General features: G+C 37.9%; 14 protein-coding genes. 6 read left to right on the top strand and 8 right to left on the bottom strand.

All coding sequences use genetic code 11. From position 1 onward, the window contains the following. Window positions 1-57 precede the first annotated feature (57 nt). The 5 genes from UABAM_RS24640 to UABAM_RS24620 form a co-directional block, all read right to left on the bottom strand. Window positions 58-1314 carry a hypothetical protein gene (locus UABAM_RS24640; RefSeq protein WP_151970656.1) on the bottom strand — a complete coding sequence of 419 codons (1257 nt, stop codon included), beginning with the start codon at window positions 1312-1314 and terminating at the stop codon, window positions 58-60. Between the two features lie 484 nt (window positions 1315-1798). Further along, the gene (locus UABAM_RS24635; RefSeq protein ID WP_151970655.1) at window positions 1799-2629 is read right to left on the bottom strand and encodes an ARPP-1 family domain-containing protein; all 831 of its coding nucleotides are present in this window, start codon (window positions 2627-2629) and stop codon (window positions 1799-1801) included. Between the two features lie 359 nt (window positions 2630-2988). Next, on the bottom strand, window positions 2989-4167 hold the full coding sequence (locus UABAM_RS24630; protein WP_151970654.1) for a hypothetical protein: 1179 nt from the start codon (window positions 4165-4167) through the stop codon (window positions 2989-2991). Then, window positions 4167-5561: an RNA-guided endonuclease IscB gene (gene iscB, locus UABAM_RS24625; RefSeq protein WP_151970653.1), complete on the bottom strand. Its 1395-nt coding sequence runs from the start codon at window positions 5559-5561 to the stop codon at window positions 4167-4169. The genes UABAM_RS24630 and iscB overlap by 1 nt, the downstream gene beginning before the upstream one ends. Window positions 5562-6069: 508 nt before the next feature. Then, on the bottom strand, window positions 6070-8448 hold the full coding sequence (locus UABAM_RS24620; RefSeq protein ID WP_151970652.1) for a hypothetical protein: 2379 nt from the start codon (window positions 8446-8448) through the stop codon (window positions 6070-6072). 253 nt (window positions 8449-8701) lie between these two features. Between UABAM_RS24620 and UABAM_RS24615 the strand changes: the two genes are divergently transcribed. The 4 genes from UABAM_RS24615 (at window position 8702) to UABAM_RS24600 (ending at window position 13850) form a co-directional block, all read left to right on the top strand. After that, window positions 8702-9583: an AAA family ATPase gene (locus UABAM_RS24615; protein WP_151970651.1), complete on the top strand. Its 882-nt coding sequence runs from the start codon at window positions 8702-8704 to the stop codon at window positions 9581-9583. Window positions 9584-9699: 116 nt separating this feature from the next. Then, window positions 9700-11115 (top strand): hypothetical protein, encoded by a 1416-nt coding sequence (locus tag UABAM_RS24610; RefSeq protein ID WP_151970650.1) that lies wholly within the window; start codon window positions 9700-9702, stop codon window positions 11113-11115. A gap of 255 nt (window positions 11116-11370) precedes the next feature. Further along, window positions 11371-11904: a hypothetical protein gene (locus tag UABAM_RS24605; RefSeq protein ID WP_151970649.1), complete on the top strand. Its 534-nt coding sequence runs from the start codon at window positions 11371-11373 to the stop codon at window positions 11902-11904. A 29-nt stretch (window positions 11905-11933) separates the two neighbouring features. Continuing rightward, window positions 11934-13850, top strand: a complete 1917-nt coding sequence (locus UABAM_RS24600) for a serine/threonine-protein kinase (protein ID WP_151970648.1) — start codon at window positions 11934-11936, stop codon at window positions 13848-13850. A 66-nt stretch (window positions 13851-13916) separates the two neighbouring features. On the opposite strand, the gene UABAM_RS24595 is transcribed toward UABAM_RS24600, so the two are convergent. From UABAM_RS24595 to UABAM_RS24585, 3 genes are all read right to left on the bottom strand, one after another. Next, window positions 13917-15500: a serine/threonine-protein kinase gene (locus UABAM_RS24595; protein WP_173013556.1), complete on the bottom strand. Its 1584-nt coding sequence runs from the start codon at window positions 15498-15500 to the stop codon at window positions 13917-13919. Between the two features lie 604 nt (window positions 15501-16104). Next, window positions 16105-16890, bottom strand: coding sequence for a hypothetical protein (locus UABAM_RS24590; RefSeq protein WP_151970646.1), 786 nt, complete (start codon window positions 16888-16890; stop codon window positions 16105-16107). A 517-nt stretch (window positions 16891-17407) separates the two neighbouring features. Then, window positions 17408-18655, bottom strand: coding sequence for a patatin-like phospholipase family protein (locus UABAM_RS24585; RefSeq protein ID WP_151970645.1), 1248 nt, complete (start codon window positions 18653-18655; stop codon window positions 17408-17410). A 345-nt stretch (window positions 18656-19000) separates the two neighbouring features. Between UABAM_RS24585 and UABAM_RS24580 the strand changes: the two genes are divergently transcribed. Together UABAM_RS24580 and UABAM_RS24575 are read left to right on the top strand one after the other, a co-directional pair. Continuing rightward, window positions 19001-20038: a leucine-rich repeat domain-containing protein gene (locus UABAM_RS24580; RefSeq protein WP_151970644.1), complete on the top strand. Its 1038-nt coding sequence runs from the start codon at window positions 19001-19003 to the stop codon at window positions 20036-20038. A 262-nt stretch (window positions 20039-20300) separates the two neighbouring features. Next, entirely contained in the window at window positions 20301-21347 is a 1047-nt protein-coding gene (locus UABAM_RS24575) for a DUF4419 domain-containing protein (RefSeq protein WP_151970643.1), read from the top strand. The last annotated feature ends 30 nt before the right edge of the window (window positions 21348-21377 follow it).

Here is a 21377-nt window from a genome sequence, read left to right as displayed (position 1 = left end):
TAAGATACCATCCATGGCAAGTTCGAGTCTACCATGGATGGCATAAGGTTAGGATTCTTATTTATCGTATTTTTGAGCTTCTATGTATATATCCGCTGCTTCTTTAGATATTTCATGCAAAACTCTCCATCCCCGATCATCGCTAGTCCGATCAAGGTGTATTTTTATTTGATAAACGAGTTTCATTACGTTGTCTGACAATTGATAAGTATGCGATTGATTTTTTATATTGGTTTTCCAGCTAAGACTAGAAAAAATTGCAGAGTTTAACCCCTTTGTCGTTTCAAACTTTGCTAGTATATTTCCTCTATAGTCTTGCAATTCTATAACCACCCACCCAATCATTCCATCAGTTTTATTTCCGTTACTATACCGGTTGATCACGTCGAGCCTACCGGTATTAGAAACAGTTGCGGTTGTAGTTATGTCCATATGACTTCCTACAACTTTATGCCTCTTGGCGCGTATAGGAAACGTAGGTTGGCTTGGTTGAGATTGATTAATACTTCCATCTTGTTTTGCTGTAGGAAGTGGATCTCTAAAATTTGCATTGAAGTTCCACAAACGATACTCACCAGTCGCTGGTACCCAATCTAGCACATATTTTCCATTGCCTACAGGGATCAATACATGCCCTGTTTTTATGCTGCTCCATTTTCCTCTTTGTTTTGCCGTAGGAAGTGGATCTTTAGAGTTCGCATTAAAGTTCCACAAACAATATTCACCAGTCGCTGGTACCCAATCTAGCACATATTTTCCATTGCCTACAGGGACCAATACATGCCCCGTTTTTATACTACCCCATTTTCCTCTTTGCTTTGCTGTGGGGAAGGGATCTTTAGAGTTCGCATTGAAGTTCCACAAACGATATTCACCAGTCGCTGGTACCCAATCTAACACATACTTTCCATTGCCTACAGGGACCAATACATGCCCCGTTTTTATACTACCCCATTTTCCTCTTTGCTTTGCTGTGGGGAAGGGATCTTTAGAGTTCGCATTGAAGTTCCACAAACGATATTCACCAGTCGCTGGTACCCAATCTAACACATAACTTCCATTACCTACAGGGATCAATACATGACCCGTTTTTATACTGCCCCATTTTCCTCTTTGTTTTGCTGTGGGAAATGGATCTTTAGAATTCGCATTGAAGTTCCACAAACGATATTCACCAATCGCTGGTACCCAATCTAACACATAGCTTCCATTACCTACAGGGATCAATACATGCCCTGTTTTTATACTGCCCCATTCCGCATGCAGTGCAGATAAAGAAAATACACATAAACATATAGTTAAAAAGTTTTTCATTGTCTTTTTTCCTTTTATACTTTGAAAGTTACCATCAAAATGAACGTAAAAACATTAGTATTTCTCTCATTCTAACGTTTCTGGTGATTGGTATAAAACCACAGAGATCACAGAGAAATCTTCTTTGCACACATGACCACCAAATCCGTTAGAGATAGGTATTTCTATACAATAAAAGTTTTACTTAAAATAAGTTTTGATGAGTTTGTATTCTTTTACATTTTCTCGCAGTTATGTTTTTTCGCAAAACTATGTGAGAATTATTGTCTATGTATTCTGTATGAATGACAGATAGGTTATGTATAAAATAAAATTTTATTCTAAAGATGTTCTTTTGTGAAAAAATTTGGGTGTGAAAGAGCTATTGCCAAAGCAAAAAATTAAAAGATTGCCAGTTAACAAAGTTCGCACTTACGCTAAAAGATGACTCACGCTTACATAAACTGTATTGATTTACAATTTACATAAACGCGGGAAATATCATTTATTCTGTTTTGCAGAATAAGAACTTTTGATGAATTTTTTGTTGTTCATACTGTGTGACCTGCACAATATGACCGCGCTCTTTTTTGGTTAGAATGGTTGTTTTTCCGTATTGTGTTACTTTCATCTCACCTCCAGAGATTTTTTGTAACCACTTCTCTACTTGCTGTGAAGTAATGAGCGCTTTTTGTGTTTTTTTCTTGTATTTAATCGCATCCTGTACGCGCAAAGCGAGATGCTTTGGCCACTCATCGTGAAAAAGTGCAGAGGTTGCGTAGATATCACCGCGATGGATTTTACCATTGATCACGCAAACATATCCCACCACTTCTGATTTATTGCGAATAATGTCTTGCAATTTTACGATGTATGGTTTTGCTTGTGGTAGGGATCGTGGCTCATAGTTTTGGCGGAAATGTATTTTGTCGCTATGCATTGCCAGAGAAATTTTTTGTGCGTTTGCTGGTGTTACAAAATTATTTTGTAACACCAGATCGTGCTTGTTGCTGTATACGATATCACCTTTTTGTAAATATACGCGCTCATTAGACATATTGATTACATTACGATTGTCAACAATGATTTTGTTTTTCGCCACCGCTTTTTTTAGTGAGATGAATTTTTTTTGCTCCATTTTCATATTATATACGAGAAAAATAGCTAAGTTGTCGTGTGTATATGGCCCAGTGACAACGTAATCCTCTTCGGAAGATAAAATCGTTGTTTTTTGTGGCTGTATGGTTGAAACTGCGTGTTGTGATGTAACATCACTTGTTTGCTGCGCTGTTACCGATAAAAGTAACCATAGAAAAATGATACTGTTCTTCATCATAAATCTCCTTGCGAAATGTATTACACGACTTCCGTTTATCATCAATACGACGCATGGAGAAAATAAGAATGCTTTTCTTTTTTTACCGCTATAAAGAGAGTAATCGTACAATTCAAAACTACGAGGTCATTAGAGGCTAATTCTACAGGAGAAGGCGCCGAAATTTAGTTACCACAAATATTTATAGGTGCGGAAAAAATGATGGAGAAAACTCTTAAGCCCACCTAGATTCAAAGTAGTTACAAAGTGTGAATTTCGTGCGAGTATCGTCAAAAAGCTGTTATCAAAATTATAGCGGCAGTAGATAAAAAGCCGAAAACATCTTATCTACTGTCGCTATTCCATTGTGAAAGAGTCCGTTACTTAGGACGTAACAAATCTAAAAAAGTTGTCCAAAAGCGTACGGCTCTTGTATATTTTTTGTTACTCAAATGAGGAGCAATATGAGCACCTATTATATTGCGAATTTCATTATGCCTTAGAGCCACAAATCCTTTAATAAATTGCTCTAGCACTACAGGAGACAGAAGGCTACTCTTTTTTATATCATTCTTAATTTGCTGCTCCGTTATTTTTATCTGAAGTATTGCAGCAAGTGTATTGTGCGCTTCGTCATATGGAAGTACACCTTTTACTACTTTTTTTCCAAATGATGGGGCGATAAAGTGTACGTAGAACAGTGTAAATGCAACACTTGTACGGCCAGTGTCTTTTGCCATTGCTTGGTCTATTTTTTTGAGCGTTTCTATGGTGTTAGGAGTCCAATGTTCCACCTGTTTTGCTCGTTGCGTCAGTATAGAGTGCTTCATTAGAAACATTTCGATATCGCTACCTTTCTCAGCCACGAAACCTTTCTCTAAAATAATCTCTTTCTCGGCTAGAAAGTTTGCACTCTTGTTACTTTTAACTATGGTATTACGTACTTCTAATTCCTTTGCTTTGTACTCACCACTTGCAGAACCATTTTCTACAACAAATTTTGTTGTAAGAGGTTTTTCGTACTTTTTTATCAGGTTGTCAACTTTTCTCTTTTCTTCTGCTTTTTTTTGCTCAGCCTGTTTCTTTTTTACACTTATCCAGGTAGTAGAGTATCGCCATCCTCGATTGTAGTTAGAAAACTCTGTTACTTCTTCCCCCTCAAAACTATTGAAAAAATCTTGGGCGTTTCCCGTCATTTCTCCAGAAGAAATTACATTCAGTGAAAAGAAGAACATTGGTTTTTGACGTAAAAGATTTTCGTAGGCTTGTGGTGTGGGATAGTAGTCATCCCAAGGAGCAAATTTCTTTAATTGATCAAGAGTATAGTAGCGTAAAATAGAAACCTGGTTAGAGTTTGAAGTCACCTTATACGTTCCGCTTGGAGGGGCAGCGTCACCACTATAGATGATCGCTTCTAAACCAGAGCTAGTGGTCACTATTTTTGCTTTGTAAGTGTATTGTCCATCAAGGTGAATTTCCCAATCCCCCGTGTCTATCTGCGAATGAATCAGTTGAGAAAACAAATAGCACATGGAAAAAAATAATAGTAAATATTTCATCAATTTGTGGCGAGGATACCCCGACTTCTATAAGTTGGGGAGGAATCGCCACTCGGACGCGAATGCGCGAAGCATGAGCACGATGCCTTTTTCAATCTCGCATCTCCTTTCTGGAAATAAAAATATCCATCAACTTGTTGTATCAAGTGACAATAACGATAAGAAATACCTTGTACTGTAGAATTATTCGTTTTGATATTGAAATATCCGTTAGATCTTACGGCAACACGACCAATGTAAACACCCTTTTTCTCACCTTTTGTCACAACGGCTTTTACGATGTCACCGGTTTGAAAGTCTTTTACCCTTTTTTGACTTTTCGCTGTTGTACGAGGGAATCCAAATTGATCCACGCGACACATTTGCCTACTGCCTCTACCTTGAGATTGGATACCCAAAGGTATTAGGTCTTCAGAAATAGTTACATTCTCTCCACTCTCTCCTGCACAGGCAGCATCAATCCAGTGTTGTTTGCTGAATCCGTTGTGTCGACGATTTGCTTTTGTTTTTCCTCCACTTGCAAACTCTACATCTATACCGAGTTTCTTTAACTGGTTGCCGATGACGTAGCGTGTTGTGTTGATACTTGCAGCATCTCGCAGTGTTTTTTTACTATAAGACACAATTTTCTGTAATCTTTTGTTGTCTTTGCTCAGAAAATTGTGGATGTCACCATTACCTTTGTTTTCGTTGCACTTACGACAACTAATGGTCAGATTAGATACACGATTACTTCCGCCTTTACTTCGTGGATGAATGTGATCTATCTCCAATGCAAGATTTTTTGCATCGCAATAGGCGCATTGATGATTCCATTTGTAAAGTAGGTATTCGCGAATTTCGTAGCCAAACAGTGTTCCTTGTTGATACATTACGCCTGAAATCTCAGGATTTTGTAGCTTCTGGGTATCAAAACGATTTGTTTCTACACACAAGTTGTCAATTGGTGTATAAACGAGTAGTTTTTTCGTCCAATGAAAGATGTTATCTACTTTTGATTTTAAAGAAGGTGCTCCTTTTTTTCTTGTACGATTACAAAATCTTGGTGGGCGATATCGTGTTTTACGATTGCGACGACTACGGCGAATTGCATGCCTTTTGCTTAGCAAATCGACTATTTTTTCGCCGCGATGCTCTAGTTCTGCTGCCCAAGTAACGATTGTACCTTTTTGAAAAAATACGACAAGAGCCATTCCCGTAATTTTGCTTCCCGGATCAAACTTGAGTTGCACCTTCTGTAAGTCTCCATCTGTTCTTTTTTGGAGAATGATGGTGAAGGGTTCTTGTCTGTAAACACTTGCTTTTCTTTCTTTTAACAATTGTCGTGCCCTCGCCGGAGAGCATGGCATTAGAGGTTTTCTATTTTTACTGAGTACAAACACTCTTCTTTGCATCAAAGCTATCTTTCTTTGTAAAGTACCAAATTACTTTGGTTTCTCGGTTTAGAACCGGTAAAGGTCTCCTCGCTAATGTTATGAAACGGTTTTGTATGTTAGCAGCACTGGCTTAACCCACTACACCTGTTTAACTACTAACCGTAGAGTCTGGAGCTGGAGAAGCACCCCAGAGTACCTATATTTTCGTTTCTAACGCTTATCAAGTTTGTTACACTTGATATAAGCTGGTCAACAACTGAGCTTACAAGCTCCCACTTCAAGTACCGTTAGGTACTAAGTGGGGGTAGTTGACGTTTCGTCCTTAATTTCATTTTTTAAACTATTTCAACTCGTGAGATTATACAAAAAGCATTCTTATGAAAGCAATTTTTGTTGCAAACGATCAGGAAATTATCACCAAAAAAATAATACACTTTTTTCAAAATCAGTAACTAAAAAGTATTGATGGCAAAATTGCCATCAATACTTTCTCTGCATCGCAAATATATAGTTTGGCAATTTTGTATTACTTGTTGAGGACGGCGTTTTCCAATTTTTCAATACGTTGTAGTAGCTTGCTTTCCATTTGAGTCTTCTCGTTTATCAATTGTTGGATATGCTGCAAAAAACTACTCTCTACTCGAGATTTTTCTTCACCAAGCTTTTTTATTTTCTTTTCTTGCTCGATGGTGTACAAAGTCAGCTCTTCTATTTTTTGCAACAACTTCGCCTGCATTTCGCCCAATTGAATTCCCTGTTCTTTTACTTCTCTCACTGATGGAATATCAGGTAGATGCCTATTGCGTTTAATAGATTGCTCAAGTTGGTCAATGGGAAGAAGTTTATAGTCATCGGCAAATACAAAATCAGCCCAGTTATCCATTTTTACAATGCGCACCTCTTCGGCGGTGATTTTTCCTTTTACCGCTAGTTTTGTTGCAGCATCGGCTAGTTTGGTTACTCCAATTCCAATACGTCCATTCACTGCAAGCGTGAAGTCTTTAACGGGAGCAGTGTTCATTCCAATCCAACCATCTTTGTCTATGTGTAAACTTTTAGCGTCAAATTTTTCGGTTACGTTTACACTTTTTGTTGATACATGATTGGCATGTAAGGTTTGATTTGTAGTTAAATTGCCTTTGACGGAAACATTTTGTGCACTGTCCCATCTAAGAGCTATTTTTTGCCCTCCGCCTGTACTACCAAGCGCTCCTCCTTGTGCTCCATAAATAACAAGGCCATCAATGTTCTGTTCGCCTGCAAAAGTCTTTGCTGCGTGACTTATCCCATTGTGATTATATGCAGCTCGATACAATCCAATACCATGACTTTTATTGGTGAAATCATGATCAAAATAAACATCTCTACCTTTTGTTGAAATTCCTTTATTATTGACGTGTAAATTTGTAGATGAAATTTCTAACGAGTAACCATTGTCGAAAACTCTTTTTATTGTTCCACCACCGTTTAGAGAGATGATATTCGCGTTTACTTTAGCAATACTTAAATCTTCGGCACCAGAGATTTTTTTTGCTGAAAGTTGACCAGTGACTTTCACATCACCATTGCTATCCCAGCGTAAGGCAATTTTTTGTTGTTTGTTTTCGGTACTACCAAGGGCACCTCCAGACCAACCATAAACAACTGGCCCATTAATCCCAACACCTGCAAATTTTTTCTCTCTACCGCTGTAAGCGTGATATATTCCTATTCCATGGTCTGCGGCCTTATCTGGATGCAATTGAATATCTCGTCCTTTTGTCCACACCAAGCCTTCGACAGTTACATTATTACGTACAAGTAGACTACTATTGATTTGAACTTTTGGATCTGTTCCTGCTCCCGACATATCAATAAACGTATGTTTGCTTGGAGACATTAATCTAAATCTACCACTATTAATATCAATCGCATATTCACTATTTTTGCCAAAGCTTAACTTCGGAGCACTCGCGTTTAAATGTAAGGTACCTTTGCTAACAGCCAGATGTCCTAATACAGAAACTTGCTGTTGGTCATTCCATTTTATAGCGATTTTTTGTCCACCTTTTGTGGTGCCAAGAATACCACCCCAATAGCCATATACAACCGGTCCATTTATACCAACGCCAGCAAATTTTTTCTCTCTACCTTTGTAAGCGTGATATATTCCTATTCCATGATTCATTCGTCCTGCTTCATCAGGATGAAAATAGATATCTTTACCTCGTGTCCAGATCGAATTAGTAGATAGGCTTTCTTCAATTACGACACGCCCATCATCACTCATGTCTACTTGCGTACTTTCGACACGAAATTCCCGAAAAATAGCCGTACCATCGTATGTTCCTCCACACCCACCAAAACGAGCTCGATACCATTTACTGTTGTTATCGCGAAAGTTAGCTGTTTGTGCTCTCTTTTCACTGTCTATATATAAAGATATCTGCTTTGATTTTACATGAACACGTAATTCGTATGTGTGGTAATTATTGGGTTTTTGAACTGTCGTTTGCAGTAGTGGCGTAGAAGTTTTTGAAAGCAATTTTACAGCTATTTTGTCCTGTTGTCTTTCGATCTCTAAAATAAAAAAATATGGTACGAAATCGACAGCAAAAGCTGTCTTACCTTTTTCTACAACACGTACCACTGCTTTTGCTTTCCACGAACAATTTCTCAATACCGCAATTTCTCTTTTTGATAATGCTTTGTCGTAACTAAAAAGATGAGGCCATGGCGCTTTATCATCAATATACCATCCACCATCTAAAGCTTTACTAGTGCTACTCCCTCCGCCTCCTTTTTCTCCTTTATTAATAAAAAAACCTTCGATTAACGGATCATTCATTCCCTGGTGATTTGCGATTACGATTCCCTCTGCCGTGAGAGTCGCAATAATGAAAAAACATACCCATAAATATTTCATTCTTTGTCCTTAATTTCGTTTTTTGAATTATTTTAAGTGCTGAAATTATACAAAAAACACGCCCACCTCAAAACATTTTTTAACATCGTTACTGAAAATCTCCTAAGTGTGCAAATAACAGTAGTTGGTCAAATAAAAACTAAGGTTTTCCCTTAATTTTTATTTTTTTTACAAGAAATGGTAAACAGTCCTATTTAGCGTCGTATTGAAAAATGACGAGAAAATTTAACCCACTGTAAAAAAGGAGAACACGATGCTAACAAAAAACGTTGATATGAATGTATACCGCTGTGAAAACCACCGCGCAACTCTTCCGTGGCACAAACTCGCACAAGCATGTATCGAAACCCATCCTCACCTACTTCTCGTTGGTCCTCCGGGATGTGGAAAAACCACATGCGCCCAGGATATGGCCCGAGCGTATAGTGGTGATTTTGAGGTGGTGTGGGGTACACCAGAAACGGAAGTTTCTCATTTGTGGGGAACATGGAATCTCGATGGCGAAAAAACTATTTTTTGCAAAGGTCCTCTGGCGATGGCACTGGAGCGCAATGTTTTTCTCATTATAGAAGAAATCCATTTGATTCCCCTTGAGACGCTGGCGAGTATTTTGGCACTGCGTGGCCAAAGCCAAGTAACAAATCCATATACCGGAGAACTAACGCCCATTCCGCAGGATTTTTGTCTCATCGCCACCAGTAACTCGATTAGTGTACAGTGCCGTCGCAATAGTGGGATCGCTATGGCGTTATATGATGACTTCAATATCATTGAGGTTCCGACATTGAGTGATCAGCAAATCTACGACTTTGTCAAAGTAAACCACCCAACGGTCGAAGAGGAAATTTGCAAAAAAGCAATTGCTCTGTGGAAGGACTATCGTGGAATTTGTAGTAGCAACGAAAATCAAATTTCATTGAGTTTTCGTTCCCTTGATCGTTTGATCAAGTTCTTGGTTGCTGGTATCGATGAAAACGCTGCCAAGGAAGTAACCCTGGTCAATGCCTATATTACCGACAAAGAAGCACATGATAGCGCCAAAATGCGCGTTTCTTTGGGAGATGGTAGTTCTGATAGCTACTACGACTCTTATGATGACGACGATGATGACGATGACGACGATGATGAGTACTAACTTGTAATGAGTTCCCATGCGCAGCGTGGGAACTCCTCTAAATTTCATCTTTCCACGAAGTAGTAAGAACAATTTTTTTGGTCGTTACGGTCGATAAACAACAAAAGGAGAAAAACATGTATCAAGTAGACAAAATACTTCCACGCGCGTTAAATATGATTACTTCGTTTGTTAGTGGCAAGCAAGTAAATGTGGTCGTGGCCGAGCGAGCGAAAGAACCCGTAACTGTCGTTATGGAGGGAACAGCTCTTTTTGTACAACCACAAGTCGCTTTCTACGATGTTCTTATGGCATCGCGCCTTTTTAATTATCATTATATTATCAAAAAACAATATCGCGAAGAATCGCCACCAGTGAAACTCATTCGCAAGTGGATGCGCAAAGAGCGCAAGTATCTACACCGAAGATTTCCGGCGCTGCACGGTTTTAAAGGAAGCTACCACCCCCACAGCGATTGTGAGGAGTATCCTTGTGTTGTGTGGCAAGGAGTAGAATTTGGCAATTTACAAAGCAACCCCTTTGCTGGAGTAGGTAGTGAAAACTTTAGTATGGTGCAAGTAGAGGGTGTTGACATTGTATCTTCCGAGGATGACATGAATGCGCTTATTGCGGCACTAAAGAATGGTAATGTTCCTCTAAAAAAACACAAAGAATTGCATATTCCCGTCGCCGAAATTCCCGCGAATTTGCTGGTAAAAAACGCGTGGCCACAGGAATGGGAACGTCTTGAGCGTTACTTCAATAGTAGTTGGATTAAAGAGTGGCGCAAATGCATGATGCGTAAAATGGAAGGCAACCTGGATCTTAATATTTTTGCGCAACACAAAAGTTCGGGAACGCGCATCAATATGAATCGTCTATACCGCGTTCCTCTCGCAAAGTATACACGACAAATACCAAAGATTTTCCAATCCGAACGGCGACGTATCGAAACAACATTCGACCCTTCGCAGTACCTGGGTGTTTTGGCGGTAGATATGAATATGTGGAGCGAAAAAGACGAAAATGGCCGTTATGGTAGTGGTAACAGCGAGCTGGCGTTAGTGCACATTCTTGAGCAAATGGGCATTGACTTAATTTTGATTAGCTTTCGCGATTTTCTTGTTGATTTAGGCAACGGTGAAAAAGTGTATATCCACGTTCCTTTTGTGCTGAAGCAAGCGCACGAGCCGATGAGCAAAATTATCTGGTCACGTGTGGTCGAGGCATGGAAGCGTAGTGGACAACGTGGGGAAATTTGCAGTTTTCAACCAATTCACTTCAAGACCATAAGTGAGTACATCAATAAAGCATTTGCCGAAAAGCACTATCGCTACGTATACATGATGTACTACAGTCGCAACGATTTCGGCAGCCAAAACGACTTGTTTCACGCACGTACCATACAATCACTTGAGAATATTTGCCAAGACATGTTTGCACGCCACGACAAAACCAAGTGGCTGATGTATGGTCGCATTCCATACAGTTTAAAGAACCACGCGGAAAAAGGTGTATTTCGTAAGTTTAATGATGATTTTTATCTGTTTTAGAATTTCTTCTTCTCCATTCTACTAGATAATTGACTTCTGTAGGATGGAGATTGGGAACGCATTGTTTTCTGGTCTAGGCAATCATACGGCAGCGGAGAATAATCTTTTGCACCAAGTAGATTTGAAATATCGCACTAAATCTGTTACAGTATTTTAACTTTTTTCACCAATGTTCCAATGCGGTCCATTGGCCAAAAAAACGTAGATATTCTAAACAATGGATTGCATTCTAAGTTTATTTTTTCAGGAGGCATCATGGACAAAGATACATTTCGTTCACTGTGGTCAAAAATACTTGAGCAAGGTAACTCACAAAAGCACTCTGTACGCAATACATACAAATCTAGAGAGATGACATTTTCACACGATATCACAGTATTTCCACAACGACAAACCTTTTCTAGTGATGGAGCTATTCAATCTGATCACCCATCGTCAACAGATACATTTTCTGAAAACTCAACTGTATCTCCTGATGAAAATCCTGTAAATGTTGATTCTATCAGACAAACTTTCTCTGGAGACTCTACTAAAAATCCACAAGACCCAGCAGAAAAAGTGACTTTTTCTGCAAAAGAAACTACACCTCCGAAGAATTCGACACCAGTTCACACAGATTTTTACGTTGAAAAAGACTATCAAAATTACCAGGAAATCAATCGTGGCGGAATGGGCATTATCTATCAGGCGGAACAAACGAAACTCAAGCGGGAAATTGCCATTAAGAAAACTCTTCCACAGGTAGAAAAAAATAAATTCCTTGCAGAATCTTTGGTGCAGCGTATCTAGATCACCCAAATATTATACCCATATATGAAATGGACCAAAACGAAGACGGTGATATTCTTCTAGCCATGAAGTTAGTAAAGGGCGTTTCATGGAAGGACCTACTATATCCGCAAACTGTCGAACATAAAGAAAAAGCACGAGAATATAATTTACAAAAGCATTTGGAGATTCTTATCAATGTATGCAACGCAATTAACTACGCTCATAGTAAAGGCATTGTTCACTGTGATTTAAAGCCCGATAATATCATGATTAGAGATTTTGGTGAGGTGTTGGTCATGGACTGGGGAATTGCTGTTGATGTTCGAAAAAATCCCGATGAAAGGCGCACTTTCCACAAAGATGATATTACAACGCCAATGGGAACCCCTTGCTACATGGCCCCAGAGCTAGCAGAGGGGCGTGGTAAGGATATATCATTTGCAACAGATGTTTACCTTCTTGGTGGTATTCTATATGAAATCATACATCATATCCCTCCGCATATAGGCAAAAGCCTTTGGGTGGTTTTGTTAGCTGCCAAAGAAAGTAAACCTGTTCCCTTTAAAGAGAACATTCCTTTACAATTACGCCAAATTTGTCACAAAGCAATGTGCAAAAAAAGTCAAGACCGTTATCGACGTGTTACTCATTTCCAAAAAGCACTTGAAGAGTATCTACAACATCGCGAGAGTATTTCTTTATCCAACAAAGCCACAGAGTTATACAATAATGCAGTAAAATATGCTGCAACTCAACACAAAAAGCCCTCTACTTGGCAAAAGATTAAACGTATTGTTTTTGACATACCAGGAAAAGCTTATTTTCCCTACTGGTGGTTTTATTCGAAAAAAACTGGGAAAATACTATTTGTAGCTTATTTTTGCATCATGAGTACAATCCTATTTTACTGTTTAAAAAAACTAAGTACTACGTCTTCAATGCTTATGCTTACGGTACCTCTAAATAGTATGATGCTTTCAAACGTCGTTTTTTTAATTTGGCAAATATATAGATGGTTATTAACCAAGAGTAATTTAGATTTATTTATAAGCCCAAAATTTTCTGCTTCATATTTGTATACAAATTTTATTGAAGCAATAACTCTCTATCAACGTGCTATTGATTTATGGAGAGGAAATCAATCTGCGCAAAAAAACAAATTACGAGCACATGCGAAAATTGCGGAGCTTGCATTGGATTTTAAAGATACCAGACTTGCGCAGACACACATTGAAAAACTCAAGATTACCAAAAGTACAAACGTACAGGATTTATGTGAAAAAGCAGAAAAAGTCATAATTGAAGAGAAAAGTGATCTTTTTATGCTAAATATCGCAAAATTCTTTTTTGCACTTGCTACATACGCCCTTCTTTTGCAGGTTTTATCTTTACCTTTTTATTTATCATCAATAGAACGCTTTGAAGCAGCAAAAGAGGAAAACATTATTTATATTTTGAGGAGCTATTCTACTTCCCAAGCGTTATTTAAGTCACATAATGTATGTGATCAAAATTTAAATGGCTTAGGCGAGTATGGTTTTCTGAGTGAGCTAGATGGTAGCTCTTTGGTTAGAGGACAGGATTTTTCTGTAAAAACCCCCTTTATCGAAAAGCTAAAATTTAAAAATGAGTTACCAACAAAAAATGGATATTATTTTTACTGTTATTTGCCCGGAAGAACGGAAGCGATAGGAGAAAATGACAAGAAATTACGACAGGATAACTTGCCCATTCTTTTGCAAGAACAACATTTTGTCATTTATGCTTGGCCAATTCAAGAGAATCGAAGAGCGTTCGTCATAAACGAAAAAGGCATTGTTTTCCAGTGCACAAATCATAATTACATAGGCTTAAACATTCCCAAAGCCAATAGTGCTTTCGACATTGATTCGCAGGAATCGGGTAATTTACAGGGTGACCTTGGTGGCAATACCGTCGATGGGAATGAATGGACTGAACTATAATGGAATTAGGCTAAAAGATGAGTAAAAAATCTAAATGTCCAACAAAATAAGCCTTTAGAAAAATGGTCACTCATCTTTGGCAAACTCATGGCTGGCTTCACTCCATTGCAAATTTTCTTCGGCCAATGTTTCTGCCAACACCATAATCTTTCGTTGTGCTCTTTCTTTGGGAATGGTAGCAAGAGCACTCTTCCATTCTTGTAAATCCATATCGAGAAGGTTCATTTTCTTGGTTGTGGCAATTGCTTTGACAACTTCATTGCCATGGGGTTCACCGACTATAAACTGAAATCCCTTCTCTCCCACCTTGTGCACCTCATGAGCAACTATGTGATTGTCTTGTTGAAATTTGTTGGGAAATAATACGGTAATGTCTCCATCAGGATCAATGTTGATAAGCGTTAGATAGCAATCTTTATCTGAAGAAAAACAAATATTGATACGTTCTCCCATTGGGTAGCACGGAGAAACGACTATCTTGCGTTGCTCCTGTCTTTCTCTCCACAATTCACTCCACACTTCAATATAAAAGGGCGGAGAAGGTTGTTGTATGCGCGCAAGATGCTGTAGGAGTTCTTGATTTTTTGGTGTTGTTTTTCGTAACGCAGTTGTTTGTTGTTCTAGTGCCTGTAGAAATTCTTCGGCGTTGGCAAATCGTTTTTGTTTTTCTCTTTGTAGAGCTTGATTGACAACATTTTCGATGTGTTTGGAGATTTGACAAGAAAACTGCTGTATGGGAATTGCTTGACGGTTAATTCTTGCCATAAGAATTTGCATTTTTGTGTTTCCGGTAAACGGTAACTGTCCACAAAGCATTTGATAGAGAATAATCCCCACGGAAAACAAATCGCTTCGGGCATCTAGTTCTTCTTCGGCAGCTTGCTCGGGTGACATGTAATGTGGAGTTCCGATCGCCCCTTCCTGAGTTAGATGAACATCCTGCTCTTGATTTAATTTAGCGATACCAAAATCTAAAATCAATACGTGGTCACACTGGGAACGATTTTCGACAAGGATGTTGGCAGGTTTTAAATCGCGATGAATGACTCCTAAGTTATGCGCTTCTACCAGGCCTTCGAGGATTTGTTTCGTAATGCCAACGGCTCTTTCTTCGGAAAGTTTTGTTTGCTGTTGTAGTTGCTGCAAACTAATGCCATTTGAAAAATCCATGGTAAAAAATTGACGGCCGTTTTGCGTCTCCCCGAAGTCCGCAACCTGCAAAATGTTCTTGTGCACTAGTTTTCTTGCGATTTTCATTTCACGAACAAAGCGTTGTTTTACTTTTGGATTCTGCGACATGTGCGCATGCAAGACTTTCAGTGCCATGTTTTCCTGAAGAAGAAGATGCCTTACTTTGTACACAACTCCCATTCCACCTTTGCCAAGAAGTTCAATAATTTCGTATTTATCACCAACAATTTGTCCTGGAGAAAAAATTTCTTGTGCTGTTGCAGGCGGAGTATCTTCACCGTCTAACTCGGTATCCATGACACCAATTGTGTGAGAAGAGTTCGCAGCTTGTGTGGCTGGTGACGATTGCGTCCATGACGCTAGGAGAATTTGCTGTTGTTCTTTGTACTGCTTTTCATCAATCAGGTTACGATCGTATAAGTCTTTTAATCTTTGTAGTTTTTCGTCTAATTTATCCATGAAGCACCTCATAATTCCAAAATCGCAAAACGTTTGCCACCTATTCTAACGGATTTGGTGGTCATCGTCTAAAACAGCTAAACGTTGTACCTTTTTTGTTCTGGAACTAGAAAACTATTTTAGAGTGTCATCCCTTGATTGACAAGGGATCCAGCAAAAGTAAATCTACTTTGCGGAGTTGGATTCCCATTTTCATGGGAATGACACGTATTGCTATTTGTACAAAATTTTAGACTCTATACACACGACCACCAAATCCGTTAGAATCAGTTGGTTGGTATTATAAAATCTTTAAGAAAAATAAGAAAATAGTTTTTATATTCTTTTGTGCTTGTTTGTTGACTATGACTAGACCATTGTTTAGAGCCGTAATGTGTTGCTATTGTTTATTAATAAGTTGAATTTCCGGGATCAGGTCGAGATCGACAACGCTCTCTGTCACCAAAGTCACAAATCGTTGAAATAAAGTATTATGTTGGTATCGCCAAGCGGGTGTACCAACAAAATTTGTCATGGATTGGAAGCAATATTTTTGATGAGGTTACTGCAAAAGAGCCATAAAGTACTAACCTCTATTTCTCGAAGTTAGTACTTTTTTGACAATCTAGTTATTACTTTTAGGTGTAGGTTCCTTCGCGTTGGTCTGTTTAGTTTTTAAACCAACTATCTCCGTCTTCAGACTACCAATATCATTTTTAAACTCCGTCTTCAGACTACCAATATCATTTTGTAACTCCGTCTTCAGACTACAAATATCATTTTTTAACTCCGTCTGTTGTTCAACTTTTAAATTAACGATTTCCTTTTTCAGGCTACCAATATCGTTTTTTAACTGTTTTAGTTGACTCTGATCTTCACTATTTGGCAAAGAAGCAACAGAGCAGTACCACCTAGAAATCGCGGGACGAAACCATCCTTTACCTAAAACAGCAACTTCCACTTTGTAAATTTCATCACTTTTTATTTTTTCTTTTATATTGCAAACAAGATGAGTGACTTCTCTTGGAGCAAGTGTGATGTACCCACTCTTATTTTCCTTTTCCCATTCTATTTTCCCTAGACCAAAAAACCTACGTATCGAGTCACATCCAACCTTCTCAAACTTAAATTTTTCCGTTGTAATTTTTTTTCCATCTGAATCTGTAATATTTGCAGCGATATCATGGATATTTACAGAACAATTCTGATGTTTTTCAAGTTTCAAGCCTATCACAAGATAGTCTTCTTTATCATCACATTTTACTCGTTTAGGAGTAACTTCAACTGACATGTCGATAAGAAGATAACCGGACACTACCTTTAACAAGAAAAACAAAAAAGCTGCAATAAGAGCCGCTATCTGAAGAATAGATAGAATATTACCTGCCGAACTAGCATTTAATAAAAACATAACTCACTCCAAATTATTAAGACTTAGGACAACAACTGTTATGAGACACATATAACTATGCCTCCTCTAGTAGTTCATAAAAATTGGTAAAACATTTCTTTCTTTTCAATACGACAGAAAAATGTATTTCTGATTTTTTTGTGAATGAAATGTTCTAAATCAAGTCGTATTTGAAGACAGCTACTATTTTCAGAGATAGGTGAACTAACCACAATTATTAGCTAAGGAACACAGGAAAAATAAGTCGCTTCTCACATTTTCTAAGACTATTTTCATTGTTGTTATCAACTTCTCGCGACAGCTAGTTATATTTATCGAGGCGTCTAAGTTGTCTCTGATAAGAAGCCTACAAATACTTAAAGTATAAAAAGTTTCATCAAAAATGTGCTCAAATGGCATAGTATCAGTTTCGTCACAAAATGAGATGAAACTTTTATCGTGGACTTATTTCTTTTGTTGTATTCAACTACCACATCTAAATTACTTTTAGTGTTTTTTTACGTATCTGATAATATGCTTAAGTTCTTGAACAAAAAGCATTTTCAATCGCCTGTCGTTCTTGTAGATATTTTTGCCAATCAAATTTCCTCAAGAAATCGGCAGCCGTTTTAGCTCCTTCTACAAAAAGACCAACCTTGTTTTCATTTGAAATTTTAAAATCTATCCAGTTGTAATCGTCGGTATTTATGTAAGATACTAAATGCTTATAGTCTGGATTTCTTTTTATAAAATCATTATCTAGGGTATGTCTAGCATTGTCGAATATAGCGCCAAGAAAACTAATAGGTCCCTTTATATTTCTTATATTTTGACGCTCAAAACCTAATTTGACACCGAAAGTTGGCCGATTAGGAACTCCAAAATTTTTACGGTGGAATAAATCTATAGGGAAGTTAGACATAACACCTCCGTCTACAAAATAAACTTCTTTTGGGATAGCCCCCTTATAAAGAGCATGCTTCCTCCACTGGCTAATAGCTTCTGTTCCCTGAGGAATGTTTTTTACAATATATGGATGGAAAAAAAAGGGTATCGACATGGAAGCTCGAACAAACTCTGCGGGATTTACACTTTCGGGATTTTCCCAGTATAAGCCCGCCATTTGAGGAAATTGAGCCTTGGTATCTGTCGTTAAGTCCGAAGAAATAAAAACTAATTTAGATTTTACATCGTCCAAAGGTAGTTCGGAACCATCTCCTCTAAGCTTTAAGGGGTGAGGAAAAGTATTCATTTTAGCTTGCAAATCCTGAGATGTATTTATGCTTTCTTTTTGTAGTTCTTCGGTGAGCCAAGACAAAAATTCTTCGCCAGGATTTAATCCGAGATCCTCATTGATATTGTCTATTACTTGCCATCCCTTCCAGAATAGTTTTAATGTTCTAGCTCCACCAACGAAAGCATCTATAAAATCTCTGGCATCGTCATCACCATCTACAAATCTGTAAAAATTTGTTTCAGCGAGTATCGATATTATTTTTTCGGTCTTAGCTTCATGAGGAATGCCACAAGCAGCCTGGAATAACGCATTGATAGCACCAGCAGAAGTACCTCCGATACCTAAGAAACGTATACCCATTTGCTCCAAGACGTATGTGTACCCAACTAATGCTAGACCAAGTACGCCACCACCCTCCATAACAATATCAACATATTGCTTGTTGTTCTCATCAACTACATTTGAGAAAACTTTATTCTCAATTCCCTCTTCTTTTAAATCTTTTATAAGATTAACTACTTCATGATGTTCCGTAAATTGATTACACATATGTTACCTATATTATAATTTGAATTGTCATTACCAATAAACTTTACAAAATTAATATAATCACTAAATTTGATTTTTTACAAAAATTACAGTTGTTATATTATGGATATGCGTAAAATCAATAATTAATAAGAAAATGTCCGGTAATCTATAAACAAACGTCTTCGTTCTCATTCTAGATGCTGTGGAGATAAAAGCTGGTTACGATATGTCGCGACGACTTTTTATCTCAATTAGTAAAAAACAGAGTAAATATAAAGATGGTAGAGGAATTGTTAGGGCTCAGGAAAAAGAGCGTCGTATTGAAAGAAAACGTAAATCAATTTCCAAGATAAGGAGTCTCTAATGAAAAAGATTGTCAAAAAAGTTTTACATGATGTCCACAGCAAAACAGTTTACTATGGCTGTACGTTTTATCTTCCTCTAAAAAAATATGCGATACAACACGCGTATTTTGAAAACTGTAGCTTTCGTGAGGACGCTTTATTTGCGGATCTTGAAGGCTGTCAGTTTGAAAACTGCAACTTCTCACGACGTTTTGCCTTAGATTTATCCCACCAGGAACTACTACAAATTCCGCAATATGTATTTTCCTTAACGAAATTGAAAGCTCTTGATTTGAGCTATAATTCTTTGTCTTCTATTCCTCCTCAAATAGGTGTTCTCAGCAATTTAGAGGGACTAAATGTGTCGCGCAATTATCTGCAAACCTTGCCGCAAGAAATAGACAAGTTGAGTAACTTAAGAGTATTGTGGCTGGTGGCCAATAAGATGAAAGAATTCCCTCAAAGTATCTGTGCGTTAAAAAAACTGCAGTATCTAAATATTTCCAATAACACCGTACAAACTTTGCCTTGTGGGATTCAAAATTTGCAGGCGCTTAGCATTTTAGAGCTGGAATTTAACTATTTACAAAATCTACCTCCACAAATCGGACAGCTGTCTTCACTACGTAAGTTGAGCATAAGCAACAAACAACAAAGCGAAAGGCCGAAAATGTCTTACTTGACCCCACCGGGGAAAATCAATATCTACGACCCTCCCAAAGTAGGGAATAAGCTGAAAACTTTGCCGCAGGAACTTTTTACTTTACCGCGTTTAGAGTTTTTAGATGTATCGGGAACATATATGACAATTCCTACAGACGTGGAACAATTAAAATCTTTGCGATTTCTCATTGTAGACAGTCGTGTTTATCCCGGGGAAAACAGTGTGATTCACAAACTTTTGCCAAATACTTTTATCAAGCCCATTAGCATCACCCCCTGGGAGTTTGATAGAGCGATCAAGATGGATAATCCTCCTCGGGGAAGCAACATTCATTATTGTAGTCCTCTAAAACCATGTGGCGAAGATGTATGTACGTATAGGAGAAATTCATAAACGTACATGTATTTCTCGACACATTCATATTGTTGTGACTTAGGTCAACCGCTCATCGACAGTTGTTATGAGACACATATAAATACGCACCTTTCAATAATTGATCAAAATTGGCAAAGCGTTTTTTTCTTTTCAATACGACAGAAAAATGCATTTCTGATTTTTTTGTGAATGAAATATTGTAAATCGAGTCGTATTTAAAGACAGCGACTATTTTCAGAGAGAGATGAACTAACCACAATTATTAGCGAAGGAGAAAACCATGAACAAAAAAATTCATAGTGTTATTTTAACGATGTGTGGTCTTTTGACCTTGCATGCAGAAATTACTTTTAACGTTGATGATGTTGCTTGTTTTTACGACTTTACATACATCAAAGATCATTGGACAAAATCGTTGGCAAAAAACATCAAAAAGTGGAAACTGGGAGAAATAGAGGCTTATTCGCAAACAAAAAAAGATGTCTACTACACCGCTTTTCATCCGATGATGGCGATGCTAAACCGTGCCTACGACAATCATATGGCAATCTCTATTTCGCCAGATATGATGTGGTTGATGATTGTCCAGGGACTGGCAAAACATATTCAAGAAAATGAGCAGCAACTCCGTACTCATTTTGTAGATCATAAAGGCAAAAAAGTGATTACAGTGCGTCGCGATGATTTTGTACTGGGCGAAGAAAACGATTGGCGTGGAGTTTTTGCAGAATTTTCGGAGCAAATTGCGCAAAGCACGAAGGGAGATATAGCGAAAGTCGTAGTCTCGGAGTTTTCAACAACCACTGTTGACACAAAAGCCGCTTTTGAAATTGCACTGATGGATAGTATGAAAAACTACTATTCCTACAGAGTAATGACCCGATGTGGCATTCCCAAAGTAACTTTAGAAGGAACACCCAAAGACTGGGAAACAATTCTACACAAAACGCAAAAACTCAAAAAATACGGATTGCAAGAGTGGGTTGATTCTATGACTCCGGTATTGCAAAAACTGCTAGATACAGCAAACGGTAAAATAGATCGTCATTTTTGGAAAAACATTTACAAAAAAAATAATGCTAGTGGTGGGTGTGATATCAATGGTTGGATCATCAAGTTTTTTCCAGATGTATTTAGCTACCGCCATATCAAAATCAACGACGTCCCTAGCGGAATTTCGCAGGTGAATTTCATATGGCAATACGAAGATCAAAAACTCAACATGACATTTCTTTCGGGCTTTTTAGGTGTAGAAGTAAAAGATAAGCTCTTATGTCCTCACATCGGCTGGGCTGTTATTCATGAGTCATCAGAAGAGAGCAAATAACAAAAAATAAACCACCGAGCAGATAGAGAT

Origin of the sequence: Candidatus Uabimicrobium amorphum (genome assembly GCF_009002475.1) — a bacterium.
Taxonomy (GTDB): domain Bacteria; phylum Planctomycetota; class Uabimicrobiia; order Uabimicrobiales; family Uabimicrobiaceae; genus Uabimicrobium; species Uabimicrobium amorphum.
This window is presented reverse-complemented; position numbering and strand designations above follow the sequence as displayed.